The sequence below is a fragment of the Pseudomonas sp. GW458-11-26-14-LB4 genome, from assembly GCF_059423925.1.
Window position 1 is genome coordinate 102895 of record NZ_JBWKYU010000023.1, and the last position, 16277, is coordinate 119171.

Genomic DNA, 16277 nt, shown 5'->3' on the forward strand with positions numbered 1-16277 from the left:
GCTCGGTCGAGGCAATAAGGCCATTTACTTTTGTCTGTAGGAAAAGGCGATAGGTTCAGCAGGAAATGGATCAGCGCCGCAAGGCCAGCATCACCACACCGGCGGTGATCAGGCCGATGCCGCCCCACTGGCGCAGGTCGAGTTTCTCGCCCAGCAGGATCACACCGAGCACCGCCACGAAGACCACGCTGAGCTTGTCCACCGGGGCGACCAGCGATGCCGGTCCGACTTTCAACGCCCGGAAGTAACACAGCCACGAAGCGCCGGTTCCCAGGCCCGACAACAGCAGGAACAGGTAGCTTTTGGCGGAGATCGATCCCAAGGACTGATATTGGCCCGTGGCGTACAAAATCAAGGCCAGACTGACCAATACGACGATTGTGCGCAGTAGGGTAGCGAAGTCGGAGTTGACGTTTTCGATGCCGATCTTGGCGAAGATGGCCGTCAGCGCGGCGAAAGTCGCCGAGAGCAGGGCCCAGAACGTCCAGGAAGAAAAGAAGCCCGAGCCCATCGATGTTGCCTCCAGTGCCCGTTCCCGCGTTGGGCGCGGAAACGAACGGTGACTTATATGGCTTCCAGCTTCGCGTACCCGAGCATCAGCCACTTGCTGCCTTCGGCGAAGTTCACCTGCACCCGCGCCTGGGCGCCGGCGCCCTCGAAATTGAGGATCACGCCGTCGCCGAAGATCGAGTGACGGACAGCCTGGCCAAGGCTCAGGCCGGTTTCCGGAATCTCGCTGCCGCTGAACAGGTTGCTGCCACCCATCGACTGGTTGCCGCCGAACGGTCGGCTGACGCTGTTGGACAGGCGTACTTCCTGAATCAGGCCTTTCGGTACTTCCCGTACGAAACGCGACACCTTGTTATAGGTTTCGCTGCCGTACAGGCGTCGGGTTTCAGCGTAGGTCATCACCAGATTCTGCATCGCCCGGGTAATGCCGACATAGGCCAGTCGCCGCTCCTCCTCAAGGCGCCCCGGTTCTTCCAGGCTCATCTTGTGCGGGAACAGGCCTTCTTCCATGCCCACCAGGAACACGTAAGGGAATTCCAGGCCCTTGGCGCTGTGCAGGGTCATCAACTGAATGCTGTCTTCGTGCTCGTCGGCCTGGGTGTCGCCGGCCTCCAGCGAAGCGTGACCGAGGAACGCCGCCAGCGGCGTCAGCTCTTCGTCTTCTTCGGTGTTCTCGAAGTTGCGCGCGGCGCTGACCAGTTCCTCAAGGTTTTCCACCCGGGCCTGGCCTTTCTCGCCTTTTTCCGCTTCGTGGTAGGCGATCAGTCCGGATTGCTCGATAACGGTCTGGGTCATCAGGTGCAACGGCATCTCGGCGCACTTGGCGGCGAGGTTTTCGATCAGTTCGATAAATGCGCCCAGCGCACCGGCGGCGCGACCGGTCAGACCTTTGTTGGCCACCAGCTGGCGCATGGCTTCCCACATCGACACATCGCTGTGGCGCGCATGGTCGCGGATCGCTTCGACGGTTTTCTCGCCGATGCCGCGAGCCGGGACGTTGATCACCCGCTCCAGGGCCGCATCGTTGCCGCGACCTTCCAGCAAACGCAGGTAAGCCATGGCGTTCTTGATTTCCGCCCGTTCGAAGAAGCGCTGGCCGCCATAGATGCGGTACGGAATGCGTTCGCGCAGCAAGGCTTCTTCCAGAACGCGCGATTGGGCGTTGGAGCGGTAGAGAATCGCGATATCGCTGCGAGCCAGGCCGGTTTTCAGCGCACTTTCGATGGTTTCGACAACGTAGCGCGCTTCATCGTGTTCGTTGAAGGCGGCGTAAAGGTTGATTGCTTCGCCGTCGCCACCATCGGTCCACAGCTCTTTGCCGAGACGTCCGGTGTTGTTGGCGATCAGGGCGTTGGCGGCCTTCAGGATGCCGGCCGTGGAGCGGTAGTTCTGCTCCAGACGGATGGTCACCGAATCCGGAAAGTCAGAAGAGTACTGGTGGATGTTCTCGATTTTCGCGCCGCGCCAGCCGTAGATCGACTGGTCGTCGTCGCCAACCACCATCAGGCTGTCGCCACCCTTGCCCAGCAGACGCAACCAGGCGTACTGCACGGCGTTGGTGTCCTGGAATTCGTCCACCAGAATATGTCGGAAACGCTTCTGGTAGTGCGCCAGCAGGCCCGGGTGGTCGCGCCACAGGTCGAGGGCGCGCAGCAGAAGTTCGGAGAAATCGATGACGCCGGCACGCTGGCACGCCGCCTCGTACGCTTCATAAATGCCGCGCATGGTGGCCAGGAACAGATCGCCGCTGGCTTGAATGTGTTGCGGACGCAGACCTTCGTCTTTCTGCCCGTTGATGAACCACTGGGCCTGACGGGCTGGCCAGCGTTGCTCGTCCAGCCCCAGCTCGCGGATCACCCGCTTGACCAGCCGTTGCTGGTCGTCGCTGTCGAGAATCTGGAAAGTCTGGCTCAGCCCGGCTTCCTGCCAGTGCGCCCGCAGCAGGCGGTGCGCCAGGCCGTGGAAGGTGCCGACCCACATGCCGGCCGGGTTGATGCCCAGCAATTGCTCGATGCGGTGACGCATCTCTGCAGCGGCTTTATTGGTGAAGGTCACCGACAGAATCGAGTGGGGCGAGGCGTTCTCGACCTGGATCAACCAGGCGATACGGTGCACCAGCACTCGGGTTTTGCCGGAGCCGGCACCGGCCAGGACCAATTGACGACCAACGGGAGCCGCTACGGCCTGGCGTTGGGCATCGTTGAGGGAGTTCAGCAGAAGGGAGAGATCATCGCGCATCGGGGCATTCTAGGGTGCGCCGCAGGCCCGGGCAAACCGAGCTTTGCATTAGCCGATGAAAGTCCTGCCGATGACGACCGGTCGGTCACCGGCTACAGGCGTTGGCCCGCCTCGCTTGGGGGCTTTTGCGGGTGTCGGGAGGCTGAAAAGTTTCGGTGAAATTATGATCTGGGGCAGTTTGGCAAGTGGTTCGGCTTGTGTATGCTCCGTCCACGTTTCCGGGCGCATGCTCACACTTATAAGAACAAGAACGTTGCCTATGACCCTCAGCTTCGACCTGTCGGGCCCCTCCGTGGAGCCTCGGGTGATCCGCAAGCTTTACGCCACCCAGATGGCGGTCGAGCGCACGCGCCTTCTTTATCAGGGTTCGCTGTTGCCAACCCTGTTCATGTTGATCAATGGTCTGGTCTGCGCCGGTCTGCTCTGGAGTCCGCAGCGTTACTTCGTGGTCAGCGTCTGGCTGGTGTGGCTGCTGTCGCTGGTGGCGTTGCGGGTGATTCAGGTCGCGGCCTTCGATTCGGCGATTCCCGATCGCCAGGCCCAGCCGATCTGGGGGCGGATGTTCCTGCTCGGCTCGACCATGACCGGCCTGACCCTGGCCGGTGCCGGCATCGCGTTGGTCCCCGCCGACAACTTCATGCAGCAAGCCTGGGTGTTCGGCCTGATCGGTGCCGCGACCCTGTCGGCCAGCGTGGCCTACGCCGTGAGCATTCCGGCCTTTCTCTCCTTTACCTTGCCGTGCCTGCTGCCGGCCATCGGTTATCTGTTCTGGGGCGGTGACGAACTGGCGCGCGGCTGGGGCTGGCTCGGGCTGATTCTGCTCGGCTCCCTGAGCGTGGTGGCGTGGCAGGTCAATCGGCTGATCGATCGCGGTTTGCTGCGGCGCTTCCAGAACCAGCACCTGATCGAACACCTGCAACAAGCGCAAACCCGCAGCGAACAGCTCAATCAGGAGCTGGCGAAGGAAATCGAACACCGGCGCTGCGCCGAGGGCAAACTGCGTGAAGCCCAAGTTGAACTGGAGGACCGGGTCGCCCAGCGCAGCCGGGAACTGGACGTCGCCAACCAGGCTTTGAGCAAAAGCGAGGCGCGCCTGGCCCTGGCGTTGAAAGCCAGTGAGCTGGGGCTGTGGGACTGGAACCTGCAGACCGACGAAGTTCACCACACGCAGATTCAGGAATTGTTTGGCCTTGACCCGGAATACGTCACCGGGCTGCTCAGGCATCTGCGGCCACGCCTGCACCCGGAAGATGTGCCACCGCTCAAACGAGCACTGATTGAGCACTTGAAGGGGCGCACCGAGGATTATCAGATCGAGTACCGCGTGCGCCACGGCGACGGCCACTGGGTCTGGATCGAAGACCGTGGGCGAGCGGTGGAGCGCGACGACAACGGGCGGGTCATCCGCATGGTCGGCACCCGCCGTGACATCAGCGTCAGCAAAAGCCTGGAAGCCCAACAGCAATTGGCGGCGACGGTGTTCGAGGCCGCCAGCGAAGGCATCGTGATTCTCGACCCGAATTATTCGCTGATCGCCATCAACCAGGCCTTCAGCCGGGTCACCGGGTATGACATCGACGACATGCTCGGGCGCAACGTCGTCGAACTGCCGTGCAGCCGCGACGCCCGTCGACACTACGTCGCGATCCGCCACGCGCTGGAGCAGCACGGCAGTTGGCAGGGCGAATTGGTGGAAACCCGCAAGAACGGCGAGCTGTATCCGCAATGGCTGCAATTGAATGCCGTGCGCGACAGTCGGGGAAATGTCAGTCATATCGTCGGCTTCTTCGCCGATCTGTCGGCGCGCCGCGAATCCGAAGAGCGCATGCGCTACCTGACCCACTACGACGAACTCACGGGTCTGGCCAACCGCTCGCTGTTCCGCGAACGCCTGCACGAAGCCCATCAGCGCGTGCGGCAGGGCGGGCGCCGGAGTCTGGCGCTGCTGCATATCAATCTGGATCGCTTCAAGCTGCTCAACGACAGCCTCGGTCATGAGATCGCCGACCAGTTGCTGCAAAAGATGTCGCGGCGGCTGGTCAATGCTCTGCCGGAAGCCGACACCATCGCCCGGCTGTCCGGCGATGAGTTCGCGGTACTGTTCGACGCCTACGGCAACCTGTCGAGCCTGGCGCGGGTCGCCACGCGACTGTCGAGCAAGCTGCGCCTGCCGTTGACCGTGGAAGGGCATGAGCTGGTAGTCAGCGCCTCGATGGGCATCAGCATGCTGCCGGACAACGCCCGGGAGATTTCCGCGCTGGTCAGCCAGTCGAATATGGCCATGCAACATGCCAAACACCTGGGTGGCAACAACTTCCAGTTCTACACCGACAGTCTGCAGGCCAGCACGCTGGAGCGCCTGCAACTGGAAAACCAGCTGCGCAAAGCCATCGAGGAAAAGCAGCTCAACGTCTTCTATCAACCGAAACTGTGCCTGGCGACCGGGCGTCTCAACGCGGCGGAAGCGCTGGTGCGCTGGGATCACCCGACCATGGGCCGGGTACCGCCGGGGGATTTCATCGGTCTGGCCGAAGAAACAGGGCTGATCGGGCCGATCGGCGAATTCGTCCTGCGTCAGGCCTGCTGGCAGGCGTGTGAATGGCAGCGTCAGGGGCTGGCGCCGATCCGGGTTTCGGTGAACCTGTCGGTGCATCAACTGCGCCAGGGCAAACTGGTCAGTCTGGTGCGTCAGGTGCTGGAGGAAACCGGCCTGGCACCGCACTACCTCGAACTGGAACTGACCGAAAGCCAGCTGCTCGACAGCGTCGAACACATCATCGCCACGTTCCAGCAGTTGCGGGATCTGGGGGTGAAACTGGCGATCGACGATTTCGGCACCGGCTATTCATCGCTGAGCTATCTGAAGCGGATTCCGGTGGACTACGTGAAGATCGATCAGGCCTTTATTCGCGGGTTGGGCGAGGGCAGCGAGGACGCGGCGATCACCCGGGCGATCATTGCGATGGCTCACGGGCTGTCACTGAAAGTTGTCGCCGAAGGTGTCGAGCGATCCGAGCAGCTGGCGTTTCTGAAAGCTGAAGGTTGCGACGAGGTGCAGGGCTATCTGATCAGCCGTCCGGTGGAGGCGGTCGGCCTTGCCGCGTTGCTGCGTGAACAGGAAAAACCGCTGTAAAGGGCTACATGCAGCGCATGTCGCCTGATCCGGGGGGATCGAGTTACGCATTGAGCAGGCAAAAAGCCGATTCATGTAGTATAACTACAAACTTGCTACATCCCCGGCATCTGGCCAAAGCACATCTTTCCATAACAAGAGTCCAGCCCCTTGAATCTGCTGCAACACATCGCCCAGTCACGTCACCTGTTACGCAAGTCGGAGCTCAAGGTCGCCGACCACGTGCTGCTTGACCCTGCGGCAGTGATGCACAGTTCCATGGCCGACCTGGCTCACAGCGTCGGCATCAGCGAGCCGACCATCGTGCGCTTCTGCCGGGCCATCGGTTGTTCCGGTTTCCAGGATCTGAAACTCAAGCTCGCGCAAAGCCTCGCTGCCGGCGCCAGCTTCGGTCAGTTCGCGATCCATGAAGACGACTCCGTCGCCGACTACAGCCTGAAGATTTTCGACACCACGTTGCACACGCTGATGGAGGTTCGCGAGAAGCTCGATCCTCTGGAGCTGCAACGCGCGGTGACGCTGATGTCCCAGGCCCAGCGCGTCGAGTTCTACGGTTTCGGTGCGTCGGGCGCGGTGGCGGCGGATGCGCAGCACAAGTTCTTCCGTCTGCTGCTGACCGCCGCGGCGTATTCCGACCCGCATATGCAGGCGATGTCGGCGGTGACGCTGAAGCCGACAGACGTGGCGATCTGCATTTCCCAGTCCGGCCGTTCCAAAGACTTGCTGATCACCGCCAACCTCGTTCGCGAGAGCGGTGCGTCGCTGATCACCTTGTGCCCGAGCCAGACACCGCTGGCCGAGCTGTCGACCGTCAACCTGGCGATCGACGTTCACGAAGACACCGAAATCTACACGCCGCTGACTTCGCGTATCGCTCACCTGGTGGTGATCGACGTACTGGCGATGGGCGTGGCCATGGCGCGCGGGCCGAGCCTGGTCAACCACCTCAAGAGCGTCAAGCGCAGCCTGCGCAGCTTGCGGCTGTCGCCAAAATCGGTGAAAGCGCTGGATGATTGATTGTGGTGGGGTGATGGCAATCTTCATCTGCCTGTAACCCCGACGCAGCCAAATCGTCATCCACCGCGCCTATCGTGAAACTCCCGTAAACGCCTTGGGAGACTCGAAATGGCTCAGCCTTACGAAGAACGCAACAGCGCCGCGAAAACCCGTCGTCAGCAGGAAGACCAGCGCCGCATGGAGTTTCGCCGCGCCATCGAAGATCGCTTCGAACTTCGCCAGCTTCAGGCCGAAATCGGCGATTTTCCCGAGGATATCAATCACTGGCAGGCAGCACCGGCAGCTTCCCGTCGAAGCGCTCAACCAGCGCGCTGATCTGCACCCGTTCGCTGCGGATAAACGCCAGGAAGGCGTGCGCCACCGGTGACAGCCGCTTGGCTTTGGCTTGCACCAGGCACCAGCTGCGAAACAGCGGCAATTCTTCGACCGGCAGCTCGACCAGGCCGCCGGTCGCCAGCTCCAGGTTCAGGGCGTGGCGCGTCAACAGCGCCAGGCCCAGACCCGCTACCACGCATTCACGCTGGGCTTCGGCCGACGCCACTTCCTGGGTCTGGGTGAAGTGCACGCGCTTCTCCTTGAAATACTCCTCGCAGGCCAGTCGCGTGCCCGAGCCGGGTTCGCGGATCAGCAGGGTGTACGGCTCAAGGTCCTGCAAGCGCAGTGGGCCCATGTGCGCCAGCGGATGATCCGGCCGCGCCACGGCAACGATCGGGTTGTTGAGGAACGGCAGGAATTCCAGGCCCATGTCCTGGGGCACCATCGACATGATCACCAGATCGTCGCGGTTGTCGGAGAGCCGGCGGATCACCTGGCCACGGTTGACCACCGTCAGTTGCAGATTTACTTCCGGATGCTGACGCTTGAACGCCGCGAACAGATGCGGCACGAAGTATTTGGCGCTGGATTCCACCGCCAGCTTCAACTGGCCCTGCAGCGAGCCCTGCATGTCCGAGAGCTGCATGTCGAGGTTTTCCAACCGGCCGAAGATGTCCCGGCTGGCGCGCTGAAGTGCTTCGGCCGCTTCGGTCATGTAGAGTTTTTTGCCCACGTAATCGAATAATGGCTGGCCGATCAGCTCTTCGAGCTGACGAATCTGTAGGCTGACGGCCGGTTGTGTGAGCGACATTTCCTCGGCGGCACGGCTGTAGGAGCGCAAATCGCACACTTCGTTGAAGATCTGCAATTGACGCAATGTCATACGCATCAGGGACTTACGCATTTTCTACTGACTCTGGCCATTGGCTGATGCACTGACTATAAGTCTTTACTTATGCCTGACCCAATTTTTATTCATTTTTGTTAATCCCTTGTCAGCGCTAGTGTGGAGCCGAGACCAGATTGAAACATTTGGTCACGTGCCGACCTGGGTCTAGCAGGTCGTGGTGCCACCGGCTCAAGGGAACCTCCAAGTGATAACAAAGATCCTGATCGCCAACCGTGGTGAGATTGCCGTACGAATCGTGCGTGCCTGCGCCGAGATGGGCATCCGTTCGGTCGCGATCTATTCCGACGCCGACCGGCATGCCTTGCATGTGAAGCGTGCGGACGAGGCCCACAGCATTGGTGCCGAGCCGCTGGCCGGTTACCTGAACCCGCGCAAGCTGGTGAACCTGGCCGTGGAAACCGGCTGCGATGCGCTGCACCCCGGCTACGGTTTCCTCTCGGAAAACGCCGAGCTGGCAGACATCTGCGCCGAACGCGGAATCAAATTCATCGGCCCGTCGGCGGAAGTCATCCGCCGCATGGGCGACAAGACCGAAGCGCGCCGCAGCATGATCAAGGCCGGCGTACCGGTCACGCCGGGCACCGAAGGCAACGTTTCGGGCATCGAGGAAGCATTGAGCGAGGGCGACCGCATCGGTTACCCGGTGATGCTCAAGGCCACTTCCGGTGGTGGCGGTCGCGGTATCCGTCGCTGCAACAGCCGCGAAGAACTCGAACAGAATTTCCCCCGGGTCATTTCCGAAGCCACCAAGGCCTTCGGTTCGGCGGAAGTGTTCCTGGAAAAATGCATCGTCAATCCGAAACACATCGAAGCGCAGATCCTCGGCGACAGCTTCGGCAACGTCGTGCATCTGTTCGAACGTGACTGCTCGATCCAGCGCCGCAACCAGAAGCTGATCGAAATCGCCCCGAGCCCGCAACTGACCCCGGAACAGCGCGCCTACATCGGCGACCTGTCGGTGCGTGCAGCCAAGGCCGTAGGCTACGAGAACGCCGGCACCGTGGAGTTCCTGCTCGCCGAGGGCGAGGTGTACTTCATGGAGATGAACACTCGGGTGCAGGTGGAACACACCATCACCGAAGAAATCACCGGGATCGACATCGTCCGCGAACAGATCCGCATCGCCTCCGGCCTGCCGCTGTCGGTGAAGCAGGAGGACATCCAGCACCGCGGTTTTGCCCTGCAATTCCGGATCAACGCCGAAGACCCGAAAAACAACTTCCTGCCGAGCTTCGGCAAGATCACGCGCTACTACGCCCCCGGCGGCCCTGGAGTGCGTACCGACACGGCGATCTACACCGGCTACACCATCCCGCCGTTCTACGACTCGATGTGCCTGAAACTGGTGGTGTGGGCGCTGACCTGGGAAGAGGCGATGGACCGTGGCCTGCGCGCCCTCGACGACATGCGTCTGCAAGGCGTGAAGACCACCGCCGCGTATTACCAGGAAATCCTGCGCAACCCGGAATTCCGTAGCGGCCAGTTCAATACCAGCTTCGTTGAAAGCCACCCTGAACTGACCAACTACTCGATCAAGCGCAAACCCGAAGAGCTGGCCCTGGCCATCGCCGCCGCCATCGCCGCCCACGCAGGCCTGTGAGGAATAGAACAATGACTAAAAAGATTTTCGTAACCGACACCATCCTGCGCGACGCTCACCAATCGCTGCTCGCCACCCGCATGCGCACCGAAGACATGCTGCCGATCTGCGACAAGCTCGACAAAGTCGGCTACTGGTCGCTGGAATGCTGGGGCGGCGCGACCTTCGACGCTTGCGTGCGTTTCCTGAAAGAAGACCCGTGGGAGCGTCTGCGCCAACTGCGCGCTGCGTTGCCCAACACCCGCCTGCAAATGCTCCTGCGCGGCCAGAACCTGCTGGGCTACCGCCACTACAGCGATGACGTGGTCAAAGCGTTCGTCGCCAAGGCCGCAGTCAACGGCATCGACGTGTTCCGCATCTTCGACGCGATGAACGACGTGCGTAACCTGCGCGTGGCGATCGAAGCGGTGAAGGCTGCCGGCAAACACGCCCAGGGCACCATCGCCTACACCACCAGCCCGGTGCATACCATCGACGCGTTCGTCGCCCAGGCCAAGCAAATGGAAGCCATGGGTTGCGACTCGGTGGCGATCAAGGACATGGCCGGTCTGCTGACCCCATACGCGACCGGTGAGCTGGTGCGTGCACTGAAAGCCGAGCAGTCGCTGCCAGTGTTTATCCACTCCCACGACACCGCCGGCCTGGCAGCCATGTGCCAGCTCAAGGCAATTGAAAACGGTGCCGACCACATCGACACCGCCATCTCCAGCTTCGCTTCGGGCACCAGCCACCCTGGCACCGAATCGATGGTCGCTGCACTCAAAGGCACCGAGTTCGATACCGGTCTGAACCTGGAGCTGTTGCAGGAAATCGGCCTGTACTTCTACGCCGTGCGCAAGAAGTACCACCAGTTTGAAAGCGAATTCACCGCCGTCGATACCCGTGTTCAAGTGAACCAGGTGCCGGGCGGGATGATTTCCAACCTGGCCAACCAGTTGAAAGAGCAGGGCGCTCTGAACCGCATGGGCGAAGTGCTGGCGGAGATTCCGCGCGTGCGTGAAGACCTTGGCTTCCCGCCGCTGGTGACCCCGACTTCGCAGATCGTCGGCACCCAGGCGTTCTTCAACGTGCTGGCCGGCGAGCGCTACAAGACCATTACCAACGAGGTGAAGCTCTACCTGCAAGGCGGCTACGGCAAGGCGCCGGGCACCGTGAACGAGAAGCTGCGTCGCCAGGCCATCGGCAGCGAAGAGGTGATCGACGTACGTCCGGCCGATCTGCTCAAGCCGGAAATGACCAAGCTGCGTGCCGATATCGGCGCACTGGCCAAGTCCGAAGAAGACGTGCTGACATTCGCCATGTTCCCGGACATCGGTCGCAAGTTCCTCGAAGAGCGTGCCGCCGGCACCCTCACTCCGGAAGTGCTGCTGCCGATCCCGGAAGCGGGCAAGGTGGCTTCGGCCGGCGGCGAAGGCGTACCGACCGAGTTCGTCATCGACGTGCATGGCGAAACCTACCGTGTGGACATCACCGGTGTCGGCGTCAAGGCTGAGGGCAAGCGTCACTTCTACCTGTCCATCGACGGCATGCCGGAAGAAGTGGTGTTCGAGCCGCTCAACGAATTCGTCGGCGGCGGCAGCAGCAAGCGCAAGCAGGCTTCGGCCCCGGGCCACGTCAGCACCACCATGCCGGGCAACATCGTCGACGTGCTGGTCAAGGAAGGCGACACCGTCAAGGCGGGCCAGGCTGTGCTGATCACCGAAGCGATGAAGATGGAGACCGAAGTCCAGGCGGCGATTGCCGGCAAGGTCACCGCCATTCATGTCGCCAAGGGCGACCGGGTGAACCCGGGCGAAATCCTGATCGAGATCGAAGGCTGAGATAACGGCCTCGATACAACGCTTTAAACCTCGGGGGGGCATGTGCTCCCCTTTTTTTTGCTTTCAAAGTGCTGCCGCACCGTGCGGCAGCAACCCGTCCGGACTTAGAACGCCATTCGCCATTGCCCCGATACGCCGTGGTTTCGGCTGTCGGTACCGATCTCACCTGACAAACCAACACCGAGTGTGTGGCTGGACGAGACGGCCAGATCCAGCCCGGTGTCGAGCGTCAGGCTGTTGCGATCCAGCTCCGCGCCGTAAACGGTGTAGTCATGGCCGCCGGTGACCAGACGTTGCCGGGTGCTGGTGTAGGTCTCGCCATAAACGTGTTTCCACCCCGCGCTGAGTCGTGGCGTGAGGCGCATGCCGTTATCCAGCGTGCTGACTTTCGCCATGCGCAGGCCGACGGTGGTGTTGAAGTTGCCTTGTGATTGAGCGTGAACCTTGAGCGCCGCCGCTCCGCCTTTCTCGGTGTAGCCGTCGCGCTGGTAGCGTTGGTAACCGAGGCTGGCAAATGGCTCGATGCTGACGTTGGCCCGACCCAGGTTGTATCCCGACTCGATGAACGCTTGCTGGGTGCTGGCCTGGTAGTTGCCTTTCAGTCGGTCATGGAAGCGGCCGAACGCGACTTCGCGGCGGGTACTGCCTTCATGGTTGCTCCAGGCTGCGCCGAGCCGAAGTGACAGCGGGCCGGTCTGTCGCAGGGCGTAAGCGCCGAGGTGCCAACTGTCGAGGTCTCCGTCCAGTTCCTTGCTGTCCATGCGCGTATCGGAGGTGCCGCCCATCAAACCCAGGCGCCATTCTTCGTCGAGGCGCCAGTCCGCACCGAGCAGCAGGCCTTTGGTGGAATGCTGCATGGGCTCCACATCTCGATCCAGTTTCCCGCTATGGCCGAGGGCCTGCAGCCAGACCCTGCCGCTCTCAGCGTTTCCGGCTGCGTGGCGGGGTGCGTTTGGTTGATTGTCATGCAGGTTATCGAGTTGGTGCATGGCCGACAGCAGGCCGGCGCTGACCGGTGTGACGCTGCTCAAGGTGGCCTTGGCGAGGTTGGCGTTGCTGCCGCCGGCCAGTTGATCGAGGGCGACGGCGGCTGTGACTTTGTCGCTGGTGAGCAGGGCCGCCACGGCTGCGTTGCCCGGTGATGAAGGGGAATCCGTTGACTGCGGCTGGTCAACCACTTGGGTTTGTTGAGCTGCGGGTGTTTCGGCCAGAACCGGTTCCGGTAAGGGCACTGGTTTTTCCAGGCTTTCTTTGAGTGCGCTGCCGCTTTGCGTCGTGGCGACTTTCTCGGAGGGAATGTCATCGGGTGCAGGAAGGGGTGCCGCTGGAATCTCAGTGCTGACCGGAAATGTTTCTGGCGTCGGAGCGATACTTTCTGCAAGCAGTGGCTCTGGAGCTAGGCTGGGCAGAGCAGGTTTTTCTTTCTTCTTGCGCGCAGGCTTGGGTTTCACTTCGTCCATGACGGGCGCATCGGGCTCCGACTGCTCCGCCAGAGAAAATTCCACGCAACCGACTGCCAGCGCAACCGCCAGCACAAGATGTTGAAGCTTGTATTTGCATTGAATGGGCATTCAGTTCGTCTCATGTGAAATGAGGCCAAACTGTAAAAGTCGATGCCGGTCCACCGATGCCGGGCAATTCCGAGTCGGATGCAGGTGATGGCGTCTGCTTTTGTAGCCCGGGCGCTGGCAGGTAATGAACCCGCCATGATTACCCGATCGACCAGACGCCTTTACCTACAACTCCCGCTGAAATCCGGATTGGCGAAATCTCAAAAACTCATCTGCCACTGCCCGATCAACCCGTGATTACGGCTGTTGCTACCAATCTCGCCGCTGTATCCCAGCCCCAGCGTATGCCGCGCGGAAATGCCAAGATCCAGCCCTGCTTCGAGTACGAGGCTGTCGCGATCCAGCGAGCTGCCATCGACGCTGAACGCCGTGCCACCGACCACAAATGCCTGACGGGTCGAGCTGCTGACATCGCCGTAGGTGTGCTTCCAGCCGGCGGCCATCCGCGGGGTCAGGCTCATGCCATTGTCCAGCGAGCTGAGGTGCGCCAAGCGCAGGCCGAAGGTGCTGCTGAAGTTGTCCTGGGTCTGACTGTCGACCTGCAAGGCCGCGGCGCCACCCTTTTCCTGATAGCGGTCGCGGTGATAGCGCTGGTAGCCGAGGCTGGCGAACGGTTCGGCGCTGAGTCGGCCGCTGCCCATGGCGTAGCCGAGTTCGGCGAACGCTTGCTGGCTGTCGGCGTCGTAATCACCCTTGGGGCGATCGCTGAAACCATTGAACGCGATGGTGCGTTTGCTTTCGCCCTGATGACCGCTGTACGCCGCGCCCAAGCGCAAGGCGATCGGACCGTTTTGATGCAGCGCATAAACGCCGGCGTGCCAGCTCTCGACATTGCCGTCGAAGCCGGTGGCGTCCAGGTCAGTCTTCGAATAGCCGCCGAGCACGCCCAGACGCCATTGTGGATTCAGTGCCCAGTCGGCACCGAGCACGCTGCCCTTGGTGCGTTGTTCCAGACCGCTGCTGCCGTGTTCGCCATCCAGCTTGCCGTAGCCGCCAATGGCCTGCAGCCAGAGCCGGCCCCGGGCGTTCGGATCGTTCAGGTTTCGTGCTTCGGACGGTACGCCGTTGGCGGCGAGGATCGGCGTATCACGCTGATCGAGGCCGACCATCAAGCCTGGGCTGCCACCCATTTGCTGCATCGCCGAGAGCATGCTGCTGCCGACCTGGCTGCTGGCGCCGAGGGTGGCGCTGGTCAGGTTGGCGTTGCTGGCGCCGGCCAGTTGCTCGATGGCTGCGCCCGCGCTGGATTGCGTGGTGTTGAGCAAGGCGTTGTACAGCGCATTGTTCTTGCCGATCGAGGCCAGGCTGTTGGCGGCATTGCTGCCGTTGCCGGTGGCGGCGAATTCATTGAACGCCACGTCATTGCGGGTGTAAGTCAGGTCGACCTGCGTTGGCGTGTAAGCGAGGGTCGGCGTGAGGAACGCGTAGTCGCTGGTGACCGCGCCGAACGTGCCGTTGACCCGCGCTGCCTGCAGCACTGTGTAATGGCTCTGCCACGGATAAGTGCCGCTGCCGGGATTGACCGCCAGCGTTGCGCCGTTGAGGTTGGCCGTGCCGCCGACCTGGACCGGCGCGCTGCTGCCATCGGCATTGACGCCATAAGCGAGGGTGGATGCGCTGCCCATGTTCAAGTCGTGCACGATGGCCGCGGTGCCGAGGCGGGTGTCGGTGCGCAACGTGCCATTGACGTTGAGGTTGCCTACCGAACCGCCACCCGTATACACACCACCGACGTCCACGGTCAGGTTGCCGGCGATACCGCCCTGGTTGATCAGCGTGGCGCCGTTGCGCACGGCACCACCGTCGCTGAAGTCGCCGCTGCCGGTGAGCGTCCAGGCACCTTGTTTGACTTCCAGCCATTCAAAGTTGCGGCTGGCACCGAAGCTGCCGCCGGCTGCGTCACCCATCACCACGCGGTCATAACCGCTGCCGCCATCGACCACGCCGACAAAGCGGCTGCCGTTGCGCAGGGTCAGGCTGTCATTGCCGCCGCCCAGATCCAGCGCCAGCCCGTTACTGCCGCTGACGGTGCCACCGTTGATCACGTTGTCGGCGAACTCACCGACGAATTTCACCCCGAAACCGCCGAGGCCCTGGATGGTGCCGAAGTTCTCCAGCGTGGTGGCCGCCAGCCCAGAACCACCGCTGCCGTCGTCCACCAGAATTGCGCTGTTGGCGCCGCTGATCAGCGCATCCATGGCGTTGAGGATATAGCCGCCGCCCAGCGCAATGCCTTCACTGCCATTGGCGAAGCCACCCTTGTCCACACCGCCGGCGCCGACGCCCTGGATGGTGCCGTAGTTTTCAATGTGGGCGATCTTGTCGATGTCCACGCCGTCGCCGTCGCCATTGGCTTGTAAACCGGAATAGGCGCCAGTGATCATGCCGTGGTTGATCACCGTGCCGTCGCCATCGGAACCGAAACCGGAGCCGTTGCGCCCGGTGATTTGCCCGTAGTTGACCAGCGTCGCTCCCAGGTCGGTGGTGATGCCATGGCGCCCGCCCGAAATCACGCCGTAGTTGGTCACGCTGACACCGGTCGCGGTGTCGATATCGATGCCGTCGAACTTCTGGTCGGCGTTGTGCGAGTCACCGGTGGAGATCTCGCCGTAGTTGCTGATGGTCGCGTTGGCGCCGGTTTTCATGCCGTCGCTGGCGTCGCCACGAATCAGCCCGCCCGCGCGGTTGATGATCGTGGTTTTGACCCCGTCGCTGCGCAACGCATCCAGATCCAGGCCTTGGCCTGTGGTCGAGCGAATGGTGCCGCTGTTGTCGATCAGCAGGCTGCCGCTGACGAAGTTGCTGTCGATGCGAATCGCGTCGTTGGAGCCGAGAATCTGCCCGCCGCTGCGGTTATAGATGGCGTAGTTTCGCGCCTGGGTCAGGTCGCCGCTGCTGTCGATGGCACGGCCACCGGTAGAAATGATCTTGCCGGCGTTGTCGATGATCACGCCGACACCGCTGGTGCCGTCCTTGAGGCTTACCGCCTTGCCGCTGTTGGTGATGCTGCCCGGCGCCGAAATTGTCAGCGTGTCGCTGCCACCCAATGTCTGCGATGCAGTCGTGGCGGTGTCGATTTGCACGGTCTTGCCGTGGGCGGCGCTGGCGGCGATCAGCAGGGCAATGGCAAACGACAGGCGCTGGGGCGGGAAGGGCATGGGGC

Annotated in this window: 10 protein-coding genes; 5 read left to right on the forward strand and 5 right to left on the reverse strand. The window is 62.1% G+C overall.

The features are described 5' to 3' along the window. Nucleotides 1-70 precede the first annotated feature (70 nt). Together AC07XZ_RS25150 and uvrD are read right to left on the reverse strand one after the other, a co-directional pair. Complete coding sequence (locus AC07XZ_RS25150) at nt 71-511, reverse strand: EamA family transporter (RefSeq protein ID WP_064379739.1); 441 nt, start codon at nt 509-511, stop codon at nt 71-73. A gap of 53 nt (nt 512-564) precedes the next feature. Continuing rightward, nucleotides 565-2748, reverse strand: a complete 2184-nt coding sequence (uvrD, locus tag AC07XZ_RS25155; RefSeq protein WP_007954248.1) for a DNA helicase II — start codon at nt 2746-2748, stop codon at nt 565-567. Between the two features lie 259 nt (nt 2749-3007). On the opposite strand from uvrD, the gene AC07XZ_RS25160 reads away from it, so the two are divergent. The 3 genes from AC07XZ_RS25160 (at nt 3008) to AC07XZ_RS25170 (ending at nt 7213) form a co-directional block, all read left to right on the forward strand. Further along, nucleotides 3008-5881 carry a putative bifunctional diguanylate cyclase/phosphodiesterase gene (locus AC07XZ_RS25160; RefSeq protein ID WP_102687944.1) on the forward strand — a complete coding sequence of 958 codons (2874 nt, stop codon included), beginning with the start codon at nt 3008-3010 and terminating at the stop codon, nt 5879-5881. Between the two features lie 150 nt (nt 5882-6031). Beyond that, nucleotides 6032-6898 carry a transcriptional regulator HexR gene (gene hexR / locus AC07XZ_RS25165; protein WP_007954250.1) on the forward strand — a complete coding sequence of 289 codons (867 nt, stop codon included), beginning with the start codon at nt 6032-6034 and terminating at the stop codon, nt 6896-6898. A gap of 108 nt (nt 6899-7006) precedes the next feature. Further along, entirely contained in the window at nt 7007-7213 is a 207-nt protein-coding gene (locus AC07XZ_RS25170; RefSeq protein WP_007954251.1) for a PA3496 family putative envelope integrity protein, read from the forward strand. Here the strand turns inward: AC07XZ_RS25170 and AC07XZ_RS25175 are convergent. Beyond that, a complete protein-coding gene (locus AC07XZ_RS25175) occupies nt 7155-8117 on the reverse strand; it encodes a LysR family transcriptional regulator (protein ID WP_007954252.1) in 963 nt (320 codons plus the stop codon). The two genes, AC07XZ_RS25170 and AC07XZ_RS25175, sit on opposite strands and share 59 nt — an antisense overlap. Nucleotides 8118-8307: 190 nt before the next feature. Here AC07XZ_RS25175 and AC07XZ_RS25180 point away from each other — a divergent pair, with 190 nt between their 5' ends. Further along, entirely contained in the window at nt 8308-9723 is a 1416-nt protein-coding gene (locus tag AC07XZ_RS25180) for an acetyl-CoA carboxylase biotin carboxylase subunit (RefSeq protein ID WP_007954255.1), read from the forward strand. 11 nt (nt 9724-9734) lie between these two features. Next, nucleotides 9735-11543 carry a sodium-extruding oxaloacetate decarboxylase subunit alpha gene (oadA, locus tag AC07XZ_RS25185; protein ID WP_011336637.1) on the forward strand — a complete coding sequence of 603 codons (1809 nt, stop codon included), beginning with the start codon at nt 9735-9737 and terminating at the stop codon, nt 11541-11543. 104 nt (nt 11544-11647) lie between these two features. On the opposite strand, the gene AC07XZ_RS25190 is transcribed toward oadA, so the two are convergent. Together AC07XZ_RS25190 and AC07XZ_RS25195 are read right to left on the reverse strand one after the other, a co-directional pair. Then, complete coding sequence (locus AC07XZ_RS25190) at nt 11648-13114, reverse strand: autotransporter domain-containing protein (protein WP_102687945.1); 1467 nt, start codon at nt 13112-13114, stop codon at nt 11648-11650. A gap of 200 nt (nt 13115-13314) precedes the next feature. Beyond that, nucleotides 13315-16272, reverse strand: a complete 2958-nt coding sequence (locus AC07XZ_RS25195) for an autotransporter outer membrane beta-barrel domain-containing protein (RefSeq protein WP_102687946.1) — start codon at nt 16270-16272, stop codon at nt 13315-13317. Nucleotides 16273-16277: the final 5 nt, after the last annotated feature.

Excerpts from the sequence above, each read along its gene's own strand:
- AC07XZ_RS25150 (WP_064379739.1), bottom strand. The coding sequence starts at position 511 with ATGGGCTCGGGCTTCTTTTCTTCCTGGACGTTCTGGGCCCTGCTCTCG.
- uvrD (WP_007954248.1), bottom strand. The coding sequence starts at position 2,748 with ATGCGCGATGATCTCTCCCTTCTGCTGAACTCCCTCAACGATGCCCAA.
- AC07XZ_RS25160 (WP_102687944.1), top strand. The coding sequence starts at position 3,008 with ATGACCCTCAGCTTCGACCTGTCGGGCCCCTCCGTGGAGCCTCGGGTG.
- AC07XZ_RS25170 (WP_007954251.1), top strand. The coding sequence starts at position 7,007 with ATGGCTCAGCCTTACGAAGAACGCAACAGCGCCGCGAAAACCCGTCGT.
- AC07XZ_RS25175 (WP_007954252.1), bottom strand. The coding sequence starts at position 8,117 with ATGCGTAAGTCCCTGATGCGTATGACATTGCGTCAATTGCAGATCTTC.
- oadA (WP_011336637.1), top strand. The coding sequence starts at position 9,735 with ATGACTAAAAAGATTTTCGTAACCGACACCATCCTGCGCGACGCTCAC.
- AC07XZ_RS25190 (WP_102687945.1), bottom strand. The coding sequence starts at position 13,114 with ATGCCCATTCAATGCAAATACAAGCTTCAACATCTTGTGCTGGCGGTT.
- AC07XZ_RS25195 (WP_102687946.1), bottom strand. The coding sequence starts at position 16,272 with ATGCCCTTCCCGCCCCAGCGCCTGTCGTTTGCCATTGCCCTGCTGATC.